The organism is Flavobacterium sp. N3904, assembly GCF_025947305.1.
GTDB lineage: Bacteria > Bacteroidota > Bacteroidia > Flavobacteriales > Flavobacteriaceae > Flavobacterium.
Genome location: NZ_CP110009.1, coordinates 1,742,403 through 1,759,170 on the forward strand (window position 1 = coordinate 1,742,403; position 16,768 = coordinate 1,759,170).

At 33.3% G+C, this 16,768-nt stretch carries 12 protein-coding genes; 10 read left to right on the plus strand and 2 right to left on the minus strand.

From position 1 onward, the window contains the following. The first annotated feature begins 30 nt into the window (after positions 1–30). The 9 genes from dtd (at position 31) to kynU (ending at position 12,953) form a co-directional block, all read left to right on the plus strand. On the plus strand, positions 31–483 hold the full coding sequence (gene dtd / locus OLM57_RS07155; protein WP_264566542.1) for a D-aminoacyl-tRNA deacylase: 453 nt from the start codon (positions 31–33) through the stop codon (positions 481–483). 54 nt (positions 484–537) lie between these two features. Continuing rightward, positions 538–2,454: a DUF3857 domain-containing protein gene (locus OLM57_RS07160; protein WP_264566543.1), complete on the plus strand. Its 1,917-nt coding sequence runs from the start codon at positions 538–540 to the stop codon at positions 2,452–2,454. Positions 2,455–2,461: 7 nt separating this feature from the next. Further along, complete coding sequence (locus tag OLM57_RS07165; protein ID WP_264566544.1) at positions 2,462–4,477, plus strand: DUF3857 and transglutaminase domain-containing protein; 2,016 nt, start codon at positions 2,462–2,464, stop codon at positions 4,475–4,477. A 3-nt stretch (positions 4,478–4,480) separates the two neighbouring features. Next, positions 4,481–6,391 carry a DUF3857 domain-containing protein gene (locus OLM57_RS07170; RefSeq protein ID WP_264566545.1) on the plus strand — a complete coding sequence of 637 codons (1,911 nt, stop codon included), beginning with the start codon at positions 4,481–4,483 and terminating at the stop codon, positions 6,389–6,391. 3 nt (positions 6,392–6,394) lie between these two features. Beyond that, a complete protein-coding gene (locus OLM57_RS07175) occupies positions 6,395–8,392 on the plus strand; it encodes a DUF3857 domain-containing protein (protein ID WP_264566546.1) in 1,998 nt (665 codons plus the stop codon). Beyond that, entirely contained in the window at positions 8,389–8,715 is a 327-nt protein-coding gene (locus OLM57_RS07180) for a nucleotide pyrophosphohydrolase (RefSeq protein ID WP_100843242.1), read from the plus strand. The genes OLM57_RS07175 and OLM57_RS07180 overlap by 4 nt, the downstream gene beginning before the upstream one ends. Positions 8,716–8,794: 79 nt before the next feature. After that, positions 8,795–10,030: a 3-phosphoshikimate 1-carboxyvinyltransferase gene (gene aroA, locus OLM57_RS07185; protein WP_264566547.1), complete on the plus strand. Its 1,236-nt coding sequence runs from the start codon at positions 8,795–8,797 to the stop codon at positions 10,028–10,030. A gap of 175 nt (positions 10,031–10,205) precedes the next feature. Continuing rightward, positions 10,206–11,255, plus strand: coding sequence for a tRNA preQ1(34) S-adenosylmethionine ribosyltransferase-isomerase QueA (queA, locus tag OLM57_RS07190; protein ID WP_264566548.1), 1,050 nt, complete (start codon positions 10,206–10,208; stop codon positions 11,253–11,255). Positions 11,256–11,675: 420 nt separating this feature from the next. Then, positions 11,676–12,953 (plus strand): kynureninase, encoded by a 1,278-nt coding sequence (gene kynU / locus OLM57_RS07195; protein WP_264566549.1) that lies wholly within the window; start codon positions 11,676–11,678, stop codon positions 12,951–12,953. A gap of 53 nt (positions 12,954–13,006) precedes the next feature. Here kynU and OLM57_RS07200 read toward each other — a convergent pair whose 3' ends face one another. Further along, on the minus strand, positions 13,007–13,654 hold the full coding sequence (locus OLM57_RS07200; protein ID WP_264566550.1) for a flavin reductase family protein: 648 nt from the start codon (positions 13,652–13,654) through the stop codon (positions 13,007–13,009). A gap of 265 nt (positions 13,655–13,919) precedes the next feature. Here OLM57_RS07200 and OLM57_RS07205 point away from each other — a divergent pair, with 265 nt between their 5' ends. Beyond that, positions 13,920–16,310, plus strand: a complete 2,391-nt coding sequence (locus OLM57_RS07205) for a penicillin acylase family protein (protein ID WP_264566551.1) — start codon at positions 13,920–13,922, stop codon at positions 16,308–16,310. 2 nt (positions 16,311–16,312) lie between these two features. On the opposite strand, the gene OLM57_RS07210 is transcribed toward OLM57_RS07205, so the two are convergent. After that, complete coding sequence (locus tag OLM57_RS07210; protein ID WP_264566552.1) at positions 16,313–16,759, minus strand: YybH family protein; 447 nt, start codon at positions 16,757–16,759, stop codon at positions 16,313–16,315. Positions 16,760–16,768 lie beyond the last annotated feature (9 nt).

The following is a 16,768-nucleotide window of genomic DNA, read 5'->3' on the forward strand; positions in this document are numbered from 1 at the left end:
TTCGATTTTCAAAAAGTTAAAATATAAATAATGAAAGTAGTTTTGCAACGTGTTTCTTCAGCTTCTGTAACCATCGATTCTAAAATTGTGGCCAATATTCAAAAAGGATTATTGGTTTTAGTGGGGATTGAAGACAGCGACTCCCAAGAAGATATTGATTGGTTGGTGGGAAAAATTGCCAAAATCCGTATTTTTGATGATGAGAATCATGTCATGAATCTATCTGTTCAGGATGTTGATGGCGACATTATTGTGGTGAGTCAATTTACATTACATGCCTCTACCAAAAAGGGAAATCGTCCTTCGTATATAAAAGCTTCAAAACCAGAAATCGCCATTCCGTTATATGAAAATTTTGTAAAGCAAATCGAAAATGAACTTGGCAAAAAAGTACAAACCGGAATTTTTGGCGCCGATATGAAAGTAATGTTGATTAACGATGGTCCCGTTACCATACAAATAGACAGTAAAAATAAAGAATAAAATTAGGTTTTATTTAAACGAAATTTTCTTATATTTCGGAGCTAAATCTTTTTTATGACCTACAAGTTTGCTTCCGCGATTTCTATTGTTTTTTTATTTACTACCACATTTCTTTTTGCTCAAAAAAGTGATTTCAGTTCCCTAACCATTTCCGATAGTCTCAAAGAAAATGCCAATGCAATTGTTCGTTTGAACCAAATTGATATTGTTATCGCTTCTCAGCGCAGTATGAATATCAAAACCAAAAGAGTAGTTACCGTTCTTAATGAAAATGGATTTGATGCCACAGAAGCTTATGAAAATTATGATAAATCAAGACCTGTAAAGAGTATATTGGCAACAGTTTACGATGCTTTTGGGAAAGAAATAAAAAAAATAAAGAGAAGTGATTTTAGAGATGTGAGTGCAGTAAGTGGTAGTACATTATTCTCTGAAAGCCGCTATATTTATTTAGATTACACTCCAATTCAATATCCATTTACAATTGTTTTTGAAAGTGAAACAGAAACTTCCAATACGGCTTTTATTCCGCAATGGATTCCTTTAAATGATTATGCTGTAAGTGTTGAAAAAAGCATACTTACCATAAGTTTTCCTTCAGATCTTGGTTTTAAATATAAAGAATTCAATTTTTCGAATTTTAATATAAAAAAAACGGTAGATACATCAACAAAGCTTTCTTACGTGGCTCTAAAAATGTTAGCTCAAAAAGAAGAAACATCAAGTCCTTCAATTAACTATCTATTTCCAAAAGTGATGATGGGATTAGAATCATTTCATTTGGAAGGTGTAGATGGAAACGCTAAAACATGGAATGAGTTTGGGAAATGGTACAGCGAAAAGATTCTGACCGGGACAACAGATTTGCCCGAAGAAACAAAAGCCAAAATGAAATCGCTTGTGGGAGCAGAAACAGATCCCATTAAAAAAGCGCAAATTATTTATAAATATGTTCAGGAAAAATCCAGATACGTTAACATAAGTATTGGTATTGGGGGTTGGAAACCAATGCTGGCAGTTGATGTTGATCGTTTGGGATATGGAGATTGCAAGGCTTTGAGTAATTATACAAAAGCGCTTCTAAGTGCAGTAGACGTTCCTTCCTATAATGTGGTATTATATGGCAATCCAAGAAAGCGTGATATTGAAACCGATTTTGTGTCTATGCAGGGAAATCATATGATTTTGGCAATACTCAATAAAGATAAATATGTGTTTTTGGAATGTACCAGTCAAGTAGATCCATTTGGTTATCAGGGAACTTTTACCGACGACAGAAATGTTTTAATAATGAAACCTGAAGGAGGGGAGATTGTCAGAACAAAAATATATGACGATAAAGGGAATACTCAAATCAGTAAAGGGTCTTATACAATTGCAGAAAATGGAGATTTGTCGGGAAAAATTGGAATCGTTTCTGAGGGTTCCCAATACAATCAAAAATTTCATAATGATAAATTTTCTGCAAAAGAAATAGAAGAATTTTATAAAGAGTATTGGGGAACAATCAACAACCTGAAAATTAATAAAATCACTTTCAAAAACGATCCTGATAAAATAAGTTTTGCCGAAATTGCAGAGATAAGTGCTGCAAATTATGGTAATCTATCGGTCAATAAAATGATGTTTGCCGTAAATGCTTACAATCAAAATACGCAAATCATAAAAAGAATTCGGAACAGGAAAAATCCTTTTGAAGTACAACGAGGATTTGTAGATAATGATGAAATAGAGATTGCGTTTCCAGCCAATTTTTCAATTGAATTTCTTCCGACAAATGTGGAAATTAATACCAAATTCGGAGAATATAAAACTGAGATTGTAAAAAAAGACAATCACAATATAATTTATAAAAGAAACTTTTTTATTAAAAAAGGATTGTATACCAATAAAGAATACGATGAATATCGCCTTTTTATGGAACAAGTTTCCAGAAATGACAATGCCAAAATAATTTTAACCAAATCTTAATTTCAAAATGAAATCCAAACACCAAGCCCTTTTTTTATTTTTAATCCTATTTTGTTTCTATGCAAACGCTCAAGAATTTAAATTAGGAAAAGTCTCCATTGCCGAATTAGAGCAAAAAGTGCATCCCAAAGATACTGCAGCTGTAGCGGCAATATTATTTAAAAAGGGTGAAACAAAATTTGAGTATTCTCAAAATGATGGTTTTGTGATGTATACAGATGTTAAAATGCGTATTAAAATTTATAAAAAAGAAGGATACGAATGGGCAAACAATGAAGTTGAATATTATGTTGGAAGTAATGAATTAAAAGAAAGTGTTACTTTTTCTAATGCAATAACTTATAATTTAGTTGGCGGGAAAATTGAAAAAACTAAATTGAAAAGTGATGGTGAATTTGATGAGAAAGTTAACAAATATTGGAATAGGAGTAAAATAACGATGCCAAACGTAAAAGTAGGATCAATAATTGAATATGAATACACTTTGAAAACACCACGATATGGAACTATAAATAAATGGGATTTCCAAACAAGTATTCCAGTAGATTTTGTAGAGTATAAAACGTATATTCCAGAATTTTTTGTATATAACCCCAATCAAAAAGGATATATTTTTCCTAAAGTGAATACAGATAAAAAAGAAAAATCGATACTATTGGTAAGTAAAGAAGCTCCACATACAAATGTTGGAGGTTACGTGACAACTTCTGAAACAGTAAATTACGAAGAAATAATAACGACTTTTATTGCCGAAAATTTACTGGCGATGAAAGAAGAGGTTTTTGTTAATAATATCGAAAATTATACTTCAAGTGTTACACATGAATTAATGATGACCAAGTTTCCTAATTCATTTCCAAAAGCGTATTCCACTGACTGGAATACAGTGGTAAAAACTATTTATGACAATGATGATTTTGGATCGGAACTCAATAAAACAGGTTATTTTGAAAACGATTTGAAAGCAGTTGTTGCAGGTTTAACAAAACAAGACGAAATCATTTTAGCCGTTTTAAATTATGTAAAATCTTCTGTAAAATGGAATGACTACTACGGTTATTTTTGCAATGATGGAGTGAAACAGGCCTATAAAAACAAAACTGGAAATGTGGCCGAAATAAACTTAATGCTTACAGCTATGCTTCGTAATGCAGGATTAGATGCAAATCCTGTTTTAGTGAGTACAAGATCAAACGGAATAGCTCTTTTTCCTAATAGAACTGCTTTCAATTATGTTGTTGCTGCAGTAGAAACATCGGGTGGATTGATTTTATTAGATGCTACCGATAAGTTTTCTACACCAAATATTTTGCCGTTTAGAGATTTGAACTGGATAGGTAGATTAATTAGAAAAGATGGGACATCAGAGCAAGTTGATTTAATGCCAAATAAAGCTTCAAATGACTATATAACTATGAATTATTCTATTGCTGAAAATGGTCAAATTTCGGGGAAATTGAGAAGACAAAGAACAGATCACAATGCAAAGAATTTTAGGGAGAAAATTATAGGATTAAAACAAGATGATTATCTTGAGAAGTTGGAAAATGAAAATGACAAAATAGATATCATAGATTATTCCAGAGCAAATGAGCATGATCTGAAAATGCCAGTTATGGAAACATTTTCTTTTTCTGGTTCGAATATGTGTGAAGTTATTGGAGGCAAAATTTATGTAAACCCAATGTTATTCTTTACAATTTCACAAAGTCCTTTCAAACAAGAAGTTAGAGAATATCCAGTAGACTTTGGATATGCTTTTGAAGACAAATACATTATTAACATTCAAATTCCTCCAGGATATGTAGTAGAAACTCTTCCTGAAAAAGTATTTTTTACTATGGAAGATAATTTAGGCAGTTTTAAATATATGGCTAATATAGTTGAAAACAGCATTCAATTGTCAGTTTCGCACCAAATAAACACGCCAATAGTTTCTTCAGAGTATTATGCGATGCTTAAAGAATATTACCAAATTATGATTGCCAAAGAGACCGAAAAAATTGTTTTAAAAAAAGTATAATTAATGAAAAAGTATAAAGTAGTAGTTGGTTTGTTACTTATTGTTTTAAGTATTAACGTGCACGCACAAGAATTTAAATTAGGAAAAGTCACTATTGCCGAATTACAACAAAAGCAGCATCCAAAGGATACTTCTGCGGTGGCAGCAATTTTATTTGAAAAAGGGTCTGTGCATTATGAAGATTTAGTGACAATTACTACGGTTAAAACCAAGATTAAAATTTATAAAAAAGACGGCTTCAATTGGGCAAATAAAGAAGTAGCACACTATCTGCAAGGAGAAAGAGTTGCTTTCTCGGATGCAATTACTTACAATTTGGTCGATGGTAAGATTGAAAAAACGAAACTAAAAAGCGAAGGCGAATTTGAGACAAAAATCAATAAATATTTTGGGCAAAAAAAAATTGCTATGCCTAATGTAAAAGAAGGTTCAATTATTGAATTTGAATATACAATACGGTCTGAAAATTTTGGATCATTACGAGATTGGTATTTTCAGACAAGCATTCCTGTAAATTATACAGAATATAAAGTTAAAACTCCAAAATTTTTAACTTTCAATAAGAGGTCAAAAGGATTTATTTACCCTAGACTTTCGTCAGAACCAACTTACAATCAAGAGACTTCTACCGTTTTTACATTAGAAAATGTTCCTGCGTTGAAAGAAGAGACTTTGGTTAATAATATTGATAATTATAAAGCAAGTGTTTCTTATGAGTTGGCATTGGTGAATATCCCAGGCTATGCTTACAAAGAATTTGCTACAGATTGGAACGCTGTAGTAAAAACCATATTTGAATATGATGATTTTGGTCCTGAACTTAATAAAACAGGTTATTTTGAAGATGATTTGAAGGCTGTTATTGCAGGTTTGTCAAAACAAGATGATATTATTGTTGCCGTTTTAAATTATGTGAAATCTACGGTGAAATGGAATGATTACAAGGGTTATTCTTGCAATGATGGGGTTAAACAAGCCTATAAAGATAAAACTGGAAATGTGGCTGAAATTAATTTAATGCTTACTGCAATGTTGCGTACTTCGGGGTTAAAGGCAAATCCCGTTTTATTGAGTACACGCGACAATGGGATTACATTATTTCCATCAAGTACAGCTTTTAACTATGTGATAGCGGCTGTTGAAACTCCCGAGGGTTTAATATTGTTGGATGCAACAAGTAAGTTTTCCACTCCAAACGTTTTGCCATTTGAAGATTTAAATTGGTTTGGAAGATTAATTAGAAAAGACGGTACATCAGAAGAAGTAGATTTGATGCCAAAAAAAGCTTCGAATGATAATATAACAATGAACTATGCAATTGATGCTACAGGAAAAATAACGGGAAAATTAAGAAGGCAAAGAACAGATCATAACGCCATGAAATTTAGATTGGAAGTAGAGAATGTAAAAGAAGATGATTATTTAGAGAAATTAGAAAACGAAAACGAAAAAATTGAAATCGCAGATTATAGAAGAACCAATGAGAAAGATGTTCAATTGCCGGTAACGGAAACTTGTTCTTTTTCGGGTACAAATTTATGTGAAATTATAGGCGAAAAAATGTATATCAGCCCGTTGTTGTTTTTTACCAAAGAACATAATCCTTTCAAACAGGAAACGAGAGAATATCCTGTTGATTATGGGTTTCCGTTTATAGATAAATACACTATAAATATTGATATTCCGGAAGGATATGTGGTGGAGTTACTTCCTAAATCGGCTCAATTTAATATGGAAGATGATTTAGGCAGTTTTAAATTCTTGTCCAATGCAGCGGGAAATAAAATTCAATTTTCGGTTTCTCACCAAATAAACACTCCTATTGTTTCCGCAGAATACTATTCGATGCTAAAAGAATATTATCAGGGAATGATTGCGAAAGAAACAGAGAAAATTATTCTAAAGAAAGTGTAGTTGATGAGAAATTTTAAAATAATTTTTAGCTTGTTATTTTTCTTTTTAACTATAAGCACGAATGCCCAAAACTTTGAATTAGGCAAAGTATCAGTTGCCGAATTAAAAGAAAAGCAGCACTCTAAAGATACAAGTGCTGTTGCTGCAATACTGTTTAAAAACGGGAAGACTACTTTTACTTATTCGGGAGACCGCGGTTTTACAGCAATCACCGAAGTAACGATGCGAATTAAAATCTACAAAAAAAAGGGGTACGACTGGGCCAATTTTTCAGTGCCTTATTATGTAGGATATGAGCATTACAATGATGATGTTGTTAAATTTTCCAATGCGGTTACTTATAACCTTGTAAATGGAGCAATTGAAAAGACAAAGCTGAATAGTGAAGGAAGCTTTAAAAAAAATGTAAATGAGTATTGGAATGAAGCTTCAATAACATTGCCAAATGTAAAAGAGGGTTCAATTATTGAATTTAAATATGTTCTAAAATCGGAAAACATAGTAAAGTTTCCAGTTTTTAATTTCCAGTATGAAATTCCGGTAAATAGTGCCGAATACATAACCAGTATACCTTATTTTTTTACATATAAACCCATTCGTATCGGTTATTTTGATCTAAAAGTAGATGCAAAAGTAGTGGATGGAAGCTTTAATTTTGAGGATAAAAACCATCAAACGGTGATGTTGAGTTTCAAACAAATCAGAAGCAAGTATACAGCAGAAAATATCCCTGCACTGGAAGAGGAAAGTTTTGTTGACAACATTCAAAATTACCGATCTTCTGTACATCATGAGCTTGAAAAAACAAATTTTCCAGATGAAAAGGAAAAAAATTATTCAAAGGATTGGGATGGAGTAACCAAGACCATTTATGCCGAGAAAGAATTTGGAAAAGAATTAGAGGAGCGGGACTTTTTTTTAGATAACATAAAAGCTATTTTAAAAGGCATTGATTCGAAAGAAGAAAGACTTAATGTCATTTTTAAATTTGTTCAAAATAAAATGAACTGGAACAATGAAAATGGCTATTATACCGATAAAGGAGTCAAACAAGCTTATATAAATCAAATTGGTAATGTTGCCGAAATCAATTTTATCCTCATTGCGATGCTAAAGTCAGCCGGGATAGAGGCAAGTCCAGTTTTGGTTAGCACTCTTGAACATGGAATTCCTGTTTTTCCCAATAGAACCGTTTTTAATTATGTAATTGCTGCGGCAAATATTGATGGGAAAGAAATTTTATTGGATGCTTCGCATAAATATACAACGCAAAATATTTTGCCACTAAATGTGCTGAATTGGACCGGACGTCTTATTAAACAAGAAGGAATTTCGCAAGAAATTGATTTAGTGCCTACAAAACCATCGGCTAAATATTATACTATAATGGTAAAAGTAGATAATGCTGGTAAAATAGAAGGAAAATATAGAGTTCAAAAGACAGATTATGAGGCCTATAGTTTTAGAGATAAATATGCTGAAATGAATACAGACAATTATCTTGAAAAAATTGAAAATGATCTCAATGGGATTAAAATTAAGGATTATACTATTGAGAATAAAAAAAGTGATTTAGACAAACCTGTTATAGAAACTTTTACTTTTGCATCTGATAATCATTGCGAAGTGATAGGTGAAAAATTATTCATCAATCCGATGTTGTTTTTTACTCAATCTCAGAATCCTTTTATACAGGAAGTAAGACAAATGCCTATTTATTTTGGTTATCCTACACAAGAAAGATATAATATAAGTTTTGAAATTCCAGAGGGATATGCTGTAGAATCGCTTCCTCAGCCAATGAAGATTTTTTCAGATGGAAAAGAGTTGTCTTTTTCAATCAATACAGTTTCTCAAGGGAACAGAGTTCAGATTTTAGTAACTAAGGAGATAAATATGGCTATAGTTTCTGCCGATTTTTATGGAGCAATTAAAGAATTTTATCAAAAAATGATTGACAAGCAAAACGAAAAAATTGTACTTAAAAAAATACAACCATGAACCTAAAAAATGCCCAGCTAGACGTTGATACTTGGATCAAAGAACACGGAGTTCGTTATTTTAACGAATTGACAAATATGGCACAACTTACCGAAGAAGTAGGCGAAGTAGCCCGAATTATAGCCCGTCGTTACGGTGAACAATCCGAAAAAGAAAGTGACAAAAACAAAGACCTTGGTGAAGAATTGGCCGATGTAGTTTTCGTAGTATTGTGTTTGGCTAATCAAACAGGAATCGATTTGCAATCTGCTTTTGACAAGAAGATGGATTTAAAATCTGTTAGAGACAAAGACCGCCACAAAAACAACGATAAACTAAAATAATGTTATAAGTCAGGGCAAAGTTTTGGTACGTCCTTTTTTTAAAATAAATTTGGCAAACACATCTATCAACTCATCCAAAATGAATTTACTGTTACAAACTTCCCAACTCGATTTACAAGACCAAATTGCAATTACTGGTTCTAAAAGCGAAACCAATCGACTTTTATTACTTCAGGCATTGTATCCAAATATTACTCTTGCCAATACTTCAAATTCTGATGATAGCGAGGTAATGCAAAAGGCTTTGGTAGGGAATGAAGAAATTGTAGATATTCATCATGCAGGAACAGCGATGCGTTTCTTAACAGCCTATTTTGCTGTAAACGAAGGTCGCGAAGTGGTATTAACAGGTTCACAAAGAATGACAGAACGCCCAATCAAAGTGTTGGTTGAAGCTTTACAGCAATTAGGTGCCCAGATTACTTATGAAAAAGAAGAAGGTTACCCGCCTATTCGAATCAAAGGACAAAAAATTACTGCTCATAAAGTAAGTATTCCTGCCAATGTGAGCAGTCAGTATATATCTGCATTGCTTTTGATAGCGCCAAAGTTGGAGAACGGAATCGAACTGACTTTGGTTGGTGAGATTACCTCGGTTCCCTATATCAAAATGACTTTGGCATTGTTGAATGACTTAGATATTCAAACCAGTTTTATTGGAAACATAATTAAAGTATATCCTAAGAAAGAAGTAACAACCAAAGTAATGACCGTAGAATCTGATTGGAGTTCGGCATCATACTTTTTTAGTTTAGCGGCGCTAGCAAAAACGGCTTCTATTTCTTTAACGAGTTACAAAGAAACCAGTTTACAAGGAGATTCAGCTTTGGTTGAAATTTACAAACAAATGGGAGTAACTTCACATTTCGATGGAGATAAATTGACTTTGACCAAACAGGAAGATTTTGTTTGTGCCGACTTGAATTTAGATTTAAATAATACTCCCGATATTGCACAAACGATTGTAGTTACTTGCCTTGGACTTGGAATCGGTTGTTATCTTACCGGTTTGCATACTTTAAAAATCAAAGAAACCGATAGGCTGGAAGCGCTTCGAATTGAATTGACAAAACTGGGAGCCAATATCTCGGTAACTAATGATAGTTTGACATTAATTGCTACAAAAAGCATCAATCCAGAGATCAGAATCGACACGTATAACGACCACAGGATGGCGATGGCATTTGCTCCATTAGGATTAAAAGTACCAATTATCATCAATAATGCTGATGTAGTGTCAAAATCCTATCCTGATTTTTGGGAAGATCTAAAAAAAATAGGCTTTTTAATGATTCAAAAATGGTCATTTACGTAGGCTTTTGTTCGGTTTCCTGTCAATTCATTATTATGTAGCGTCTAGGGCAAGAAAAATAAACACCTAAACACTTGACAACGCCTATCTCACAATCGTATATTTGCATCCGAAAGATTTTTAAGTTCAGTTTAAACAACTTGGAACTTGAAACTTTAAACTTTTAAACAAACAGCAAATGAAATTATCTCACTTTCAATTTAATTTACCAAAAGAACTTCTTGCAGAATATCCAGCCGAAAACAGAGACGAGTCTCGTTTGATGGTTATTGACCGCAAGAAACAAACGATAGAACATAAAATGTTTAAAGACGTTATCGATTATTTTGATGATGGTGATGTTTTGATTTTAAATAATACTAAAGTTTTTCCAGCTCGTTTGTATGGAAATAAAGAAAAAACTGGAGCGAGAATTGAAGTGTTTTTGCTTAGAGAACTAAACGCAGAACAAAGACTTTGGGATGTTTTGGTAGATCCAGCTCGTAAAATCAGAATCGGGAATAAATTATACTTCGGAGACGACGATTCTTTAGTTGCTGAGGTAATTGACAACACTACTTCTCGTGGTAGAACCTTGCGTTTCCTTTACGATGGTTCTTACGAAGAATTCAGAAATAAATTGACAGAACTAGGAGAAACTCCTATTCCTAAATATATTAGCCGTGACGTAACTCCAGAAGATGCTGAGCGTTACCAAACAATTTATGCCAAAGAAGAAGGTGCTGTGGCAGCTCCAACTGCTGGTTTGCACTTTTCTAAACATTTGTTGAAGAGATTAGAAATCAAAGGAATCAAATTTGCCGAAGTAACTCTTCACGTTGGTTTGGGAACTTTCAATCCTGTAGAGGTTGAGGATTTGTCTAAACATAAAATGGATTCTGAAGAGTTGAAAATTACTCAAGAAGCTTGTGATATTGTAAACGCTGCCAAAGCGGCTAAGAAAAGAATCTGTACCGTAGGAACAACTTCTATGCGTGCTGTAGAAAGTTCAGTTTCATCACAAAATACTTTAAATCCTTATGACGGTTGGACAAACAAATTTGTTTTTCCTCCTCACGATTTTAGTATCCCAACATGTATGATTACCAATTTTCACACACCAAAATCTACTTTATTAATGATGGTTTCTGCTTTCTGTGGTCATGATTTAATGAAAAGAGCATACGAAGAAGCAATCAAAGAAGAATACAAATTCTATTCTTACGGAGATGCCATGTTGATTATCTAATCACATTCAAAACTAAATACAAAGTCTCGTCAGCAATGGCGAGATTTTTTTTTCTGCAAACGTTTCTACAAACTGAATACTGCTATCTGATCACTGCCAACTGAATAAGGGCGTATTACGGGCTGTCCATTACAAGTTTTTACCCAAAACCAAAGTAATACTAGCACTCCGGGAGCTTCCTCTGGTCGCTTCCTCGTTGCTGTATTACTAAATGGTTTCAGGTAAAAAATTTTCATTTCCATCCCTAACGCAATTCGTTTCCATAAGAACTTCGTTGCTTTAAATGTAAAATACAGATTGAAAATATTTGAATTATTATTAAATTAATTTTTTTTGCTGACGATTTGTCTTTTTTCTTTATTCTGACATCTTTTCTCTGTTTTCTTTTTTCTATTTTTACGACTTTAAAACACCCAAAAAATGGATTTTCAAAACAGCTTAGAATTTGCACAACTACTCGATGCGCAAGATCATTTACATAAATACCAAGACGAATTTATTTTTCCAAAAGTCAATGATAAAAAGGTAATTTATTTCACAGGTAATTCTTTGGGATTGCAGCCCAAAAGAACAAAACAATATGTTGACGAAATAATGAACGATTGGGCAAATCTAGCCGTTGAAGGTCATTTTTATGCCGAAAAACCGTGGTGGGATTATCAAGAACGTTTTGCCAATCCGTTGAGTAAATTAGTTGGTGCTTTGCCAAGCGAAGTCACTGTGATGAATACTTTGACCGTAAATCTGCATCTTTTAATGGTTTCCTTTTACAGGCCAAAAGCCAAACGTTTCAAAATCATTTGCGAAGAAAAAGCCTTTCCTTCCGATCAATATATGTTTCAAAGCCAAGTGCATTTTCACGGTTATAAACCTGAAGATGCTATTGTAGAAATCAAACGTCGCGAAGGAGAACACAATATCCGTTTGGAAGATATTTTAGCAAAAATAGAAGAAGTAGGCGAGGAGCTGGCTTTGGTTTTAATAGGTGGAGTCAATTATTACACGGGACAAGTTTTCGATATGAAAACCATTACTGCCGCTGGACACAAACAAGGTGCTTATGTAGGTTGGGACTTGGCTCACGCCGCCGGAAATATTAAATTAGAATTGCACGATTGGAATGTTGATTTTGCCTCTTGGTGTAGTTACAAATACATGAACTCAGGACCAGGGAATGCTTCGGGTTGTTTTGTTCACGAAAAACATCACGACAATAAAGATTTGCCTCGATTTGCAGGTTGGTGGGGACATAACAAAGAACGTCGTTTCAAGATGGAACCCATTTTTGACCCAGTTCAAGGAGCGGGAGGTTGGCAAATAAGCAATCTGCCAATTTTGTCATTAGCACCTTATTTAGCTTCTGTTGAAATGTTTGACGAAATTGGAATGGATCAGTTAATCCTTAAAAGGGATAAAATTACTTCCTATCTAGAATTTATTCTGAACGAAATAAGCAAAGAAGTTCAAGGTTCCTTTGAGATAATTACTCCAAAAGAGTCATCCGAAAGAGCTTGTCAATTATCGGTCTTTTTGCATGGAGAAGGGCGAAGTCTTTTTGATTACTTGATGAAAAACGGCGTAATCACCGATTGGCGCGAACCCAATGTGATTCGTCTTGCACCAGTTCCTTTGTACACTTCTTATGAAGATATGTTTCACTTTGGACAAATTTTGAAAAAGGGGATTTTAGCAAAATAAAAAAACGGGAATAGTTGTAAAGACAATTCCCGTTTTTTTTGAAAAATAAATTTTTATTCTTTCTCTTTTGGAAATGGTTTCGTTGGGATTCCCTGTCTGGCATATTGAAAACGGTCTATGAGTTTGGGTAAAAAATAGCCGTCAACACCATTCAGGGCCATTACGTTACCTTTGTCCAGTTGCAACCAACCATCTTTGTGTTCTAAGATTTCGTCATAAAAAATATGCTCGATAGAGGCGATAATGTGGATTGTATTGTTTTCTTTGATGAGATATTCGTTTACAAATTTGCAATAAAGCTGTACAGGACTTCCTTTTACAAAAGGGATATTAATGCCTTCTTTGTATTCTTCTTCTAAATTGGTTTTGTCAAATTCTGAGATACCAGAATCATAATTTGCCGAAGTATGATGCGCATCCGCAATCATGTCTACGGTTACATGATTTACGGTAAAATATCCAGTTTCCATTATGTTTTTATAAGTGTCTCTTGGCACAATTGTGGGGCGAACAATAAATCCTATAAGTGAAGGACTACTGCCTAAATGTGTGACACTACTAAAAATGGCAACATTTGTATTGCCTTCGATGGATTTTGTGGCAATTAAATTGGCTGATTTAAATCCAGTACATGAATTAATTAGATTCAATTTTTCAATCTTCTCCATCTGAGAAATGGTATCTTTTGAAATGTGCTTCATGTGTTTTTAAATTTAGACAAATATAAGCAACGAGAATTTATTCCTATTAATTTTATTGAAAAAGCTCAATAATAAGATTGAATTTTAACTTTTATTATAGATATTGTCAATTTTAAACAAAAATAATAATAATAATGCGAAAAGTGATTCTAAAGCAATTTTATTTATATTTGATAAAAATTACTTAGTTTTAAAATTAATAGTTGAATTAATTGACCCGTTATTTTTTAATAGTATAAAAAATTAAGACTTAAAATCACCCCCAATGAAAAAAACAAAAAAAGGCCTACTGATTTTTCTTTTTTTAATACTTGGCTTAATTGGCATTTTTGTTATTTATGATTTATATCAAAAACCAAAATATGAGGGTAAATTACCTTTAAAAAATATTCAAAAAGAAACAACCGTTTATTTTGATGATTTTGGAGTGCCACATATTTATGCAACCAATCCAAAAGATGCAATGGTTGCTCTTGGATATGTGCATGCACAGGATCGATTATGGCAAATGGAATTATTAAGACGTATTGTTCCGGGCCGTCTCTCCGAAATATTTGGTTCAGTAGCTTTAAAAAACGATAAGTTTTTCGTCGGTTTAGGGATTGAAGAAGCTTCTCAGCAAGCAATCAAAAATTTAAATAAAAATGGCCCTGCTTATCAATTGACGATGGCTTATTTGGACGGAATCAATCAATACATCGAGCAGGGAACAACGCCTGTAGAATTTCAATTATTAGGCGTAAAAAAACAAAAGTTCACCATTGACGATGTGTATAATATTTTTGGATATATGTCTTTCAGTTTTGCAATGGCTCAAAAAACAGATCCGTTATTGACAGATATTCGAAACAAATATGGTATGGATTATCTAAAAGATTTTGGAATAGACGGCTCTTTCAACACAACTCGGATTAGAATTGCAAAGCAAAAATCTCAAGAATATACTGCAATCTCCAAATCAATTGCGTCACTTCTGGATCAATCTCCCGTAGCTCCTTTTGTTGGAAGTAACAGTTGGGTTATTGCTCCTCCAAAAACAAAAAACAAGAAAGTAATCTTTGCCAATGATCCGCATATTAATTTTTCACAACCAGGTACTTGGTATGAAGCGCACATAAGTACACCGCAATTTGAATTGTACGGATGTTACCTAGCAGGAACACCTTTTCCTTTATTGGGACACAATCGGGATTATGCATATGGTTTGACCATGTTTGAAAATGATGATGTTGATTTTTATCAAGAAGAAAATAATCCGAAAAACAGTAACCAATACATAACTGCAAAAGGTTTTCAGAATTATAGCATTAGAAAGAAAACAATAAAAGTAAAAGACACCTCTGATGTAAATTTGACTATAAAAGTAAGTCAGCACGGCCCCGTTATGAATGATTTATTGACAGGCCTAAAGAGTGATAAACCAGTAGCAATGTCTTGGATTTACACCCAACAACCCATCAGCAGTATTGAGGCTATTTATGCGATTTCGCATTCCAGATCAATGACCGATTTTCAAAATGGAGTTGCGCTTATTGCTGCACCAGGACTGAATGTGATGTATGGTGATGCCAAAGGGAATGTGGGTTGGTGGGCAAGTGGAAAACTCTATAAACACAATCCAGATGTGAATACCAATTTTATACTCGACGGGACAAGCGGAAAAGAGGAAATTGCAACCTACTTGGATTTCTCCAAAAATCCATCGGGTGTTAATCCAGATTGGAATTATGTGTATTCAGCAAACAATCAGCCTGAAGCAATAGATGGGTTTTTGTATCCAGGCTACTATCTTCCCGAAGACCGGGCAAAAAGAATCACACAATTGTTAGAAGAAAAATCAGATTGGGATAAGAAATCGGTAAGTAAAATGATAGTTGACAACACTTCTGCAATTGCTCCAATAGTAGTAAAAAGTTTGATTTCAAATCTGAATTTCAATTCGCTTTCCAAAACAGAAAAAGAAGCAATAACCATTTTGGAAGGATGGAATGGTTCAAACAACTTGAAAGATGTAGCACCAACGATTTACAATAAATGGATTTATTTGTATCTAAAAAATACTTTTCAGGATGAGTTGGGTTCTGATGGGTTTAAGCAATTTTTAGGAACCCATATTATGAAACAGGTTGTTGCCAGACAAATCTTGAATGTAAATTCGCCTTGGTGGGATAATATCAAGACCAAAAATCAAAAAGAAACCAGGACTCAAATTATAGCGCAATCTTTCAAAGAAGCAATAAATGATTTAGAAAAACAATTAGGAAAAAATCCAGCTGATTGGGAATGGAAAAAAGTTCATATTGTAGAATATGAACATCCAATTGGGAAAATTGCACTATTGCGACCTTTTTTTAATGTTGGTCCTTTTGCGGTTCCTGGTTCGAACGAGGTGATTAACAATCAATATTTTGATTTTGTAGAGGATGGATTTTATAAAGTAAAAGGCGGTCCATCAAGCCGAAGAATAATTGACTTCTCCGATATTGAAAATAGTTTAGGAATTTTGCCAACCGGTCAATCTGGAAATCCATTTAGTACGCATTATGACGATCAGGCAGAGTTGTACAATGCGGGGAAATTCAGAAAAATGAAAATGAACAAAGAAGAAATCATTAGAACATCAACAAAATTGATTTTTTATCCTAAAAAGAAGTAATATTAATCCCAGATGTATTTCCAAGAACCATCTTTTTGTTTTTTCCAAACGGTATGAAAAATGCCTTTGTAAATTTGTTCTTTTCCGGAAGCATCTGTAAATGTCCAAACGTATTTCCCATAGCTCGAAGCCATATCACCAGCATCAGAAACGGTTACGGCATCAGGAGACCAAGTAACAGTTGGATTTTTAATCTTTTGATTTAAATAATAATTTTTAATATTGGCTTTTCCAATGATTAAAGTATCGTGTTCTCTTTTTATTACGGCATTAGAATCGGCAAATTGATAAAAGCCTTCGGCAGGTCCCTTTTCGGCAACTAACTTTTCAAAATCTTTTTCAGTTTTGACAATCTCTAACTTTGCATATGTTAGGTTTTTAGTTTCAGACTTTGGTGAGCAACTATTCAAAATGAGGAGAATAAAGCAGAGTTTGATTATTTTTTTCATGAGTTGAAA

What these genes read in the sequence shown, in the direction of transcription:
- dtd (WP_264566542.1), top strand. Translation starts at nt 31, where the DNA reads ATGAAAGTAGTTTTGCAACGTGTTTCTTCAGCTTCTGTAACCATCGAT.
- OLM57_RS07160 (WP_264566543.1), top strand. Translation starts at nt 538, where the DNA reads ATGACCTACAAGTTTGCTTCCGCGATTTCTATTGTTTTTTTATTTACT.
- OLM57_RS07165 (WP_264566544.1), top strand. Translation starts at nt 2,462, where the DNA reads ATGAAATCCAAACACCAAGCCCTTTTTTTATTTTTAATCCTATTTTGT.
- OLM57_RS07170 (WP_264566545.1), top strand. Translation starts at nt 4,481, where the DNA reads ATGAAAAAGTATAAAGTAGTAGTTGGTTTGTTACTTATTGTTTTAAGT.
- OLM57_RS07175 (WP_264566546.1), top strand. Translation starts at nt 6,395, where the DNA reads ATGAGAAATTTTAAAATAATTTTTAGCTTGTTATTTTTCTTTTTAACT.
- OLM57_RS07180 (WP_100843242.1), top strand. Translation starts at nt 8,389, where the DNA reads ATGAACCTAAAAAATGCCCAGCTAGACGTTGATACTTGGATCAAAGAA.
- aroA (WP_264566547.1), top strand. Translation starts at nt 8,795, where the DNA reads ATGAATTTACTGTTACAAACTTCCCAACTCGATTTACAAGACCAAATT.
- queA (WP_264566548.1), top strand. Translation starts at nt 10,206, where the DNA reads ATGAAATTATCTCACTTTCAATTTAATTTACCAAAAGAACTTCTTGCA.
- kynU (WP_264566549.1), top strand. Translation starts at nt 11,676, where the DNA reads ATGGATTTTCAAAACAGCTTAGAATTTGCACAACTACTCGATGCGCAA.
- OLM57_RS07200 (WP_264566550.1), bottom strand. Translation starts at nt 13,654, where the DNA reads ATGAAGCACATTTCAAAAGATACCATTTCTCAGATGGAGAAGATTGAA.
- OLM57_RS07205 (WP_264566551.1), top strand. Translation starts at nt 13,920, where the DNA reads ATGAAAAAAACAAAAAAAGGCCTACTGATTTTTCTTTTTTTAATACTT.
- OLM57_RS07210 (WP_264566552.1), bottom strand. Translation starts at nt 16,759, where the DNA reads ATGAAAAAAATAATCAAACTCTGCTTTATTCTCCTCATTTTGAATAGT.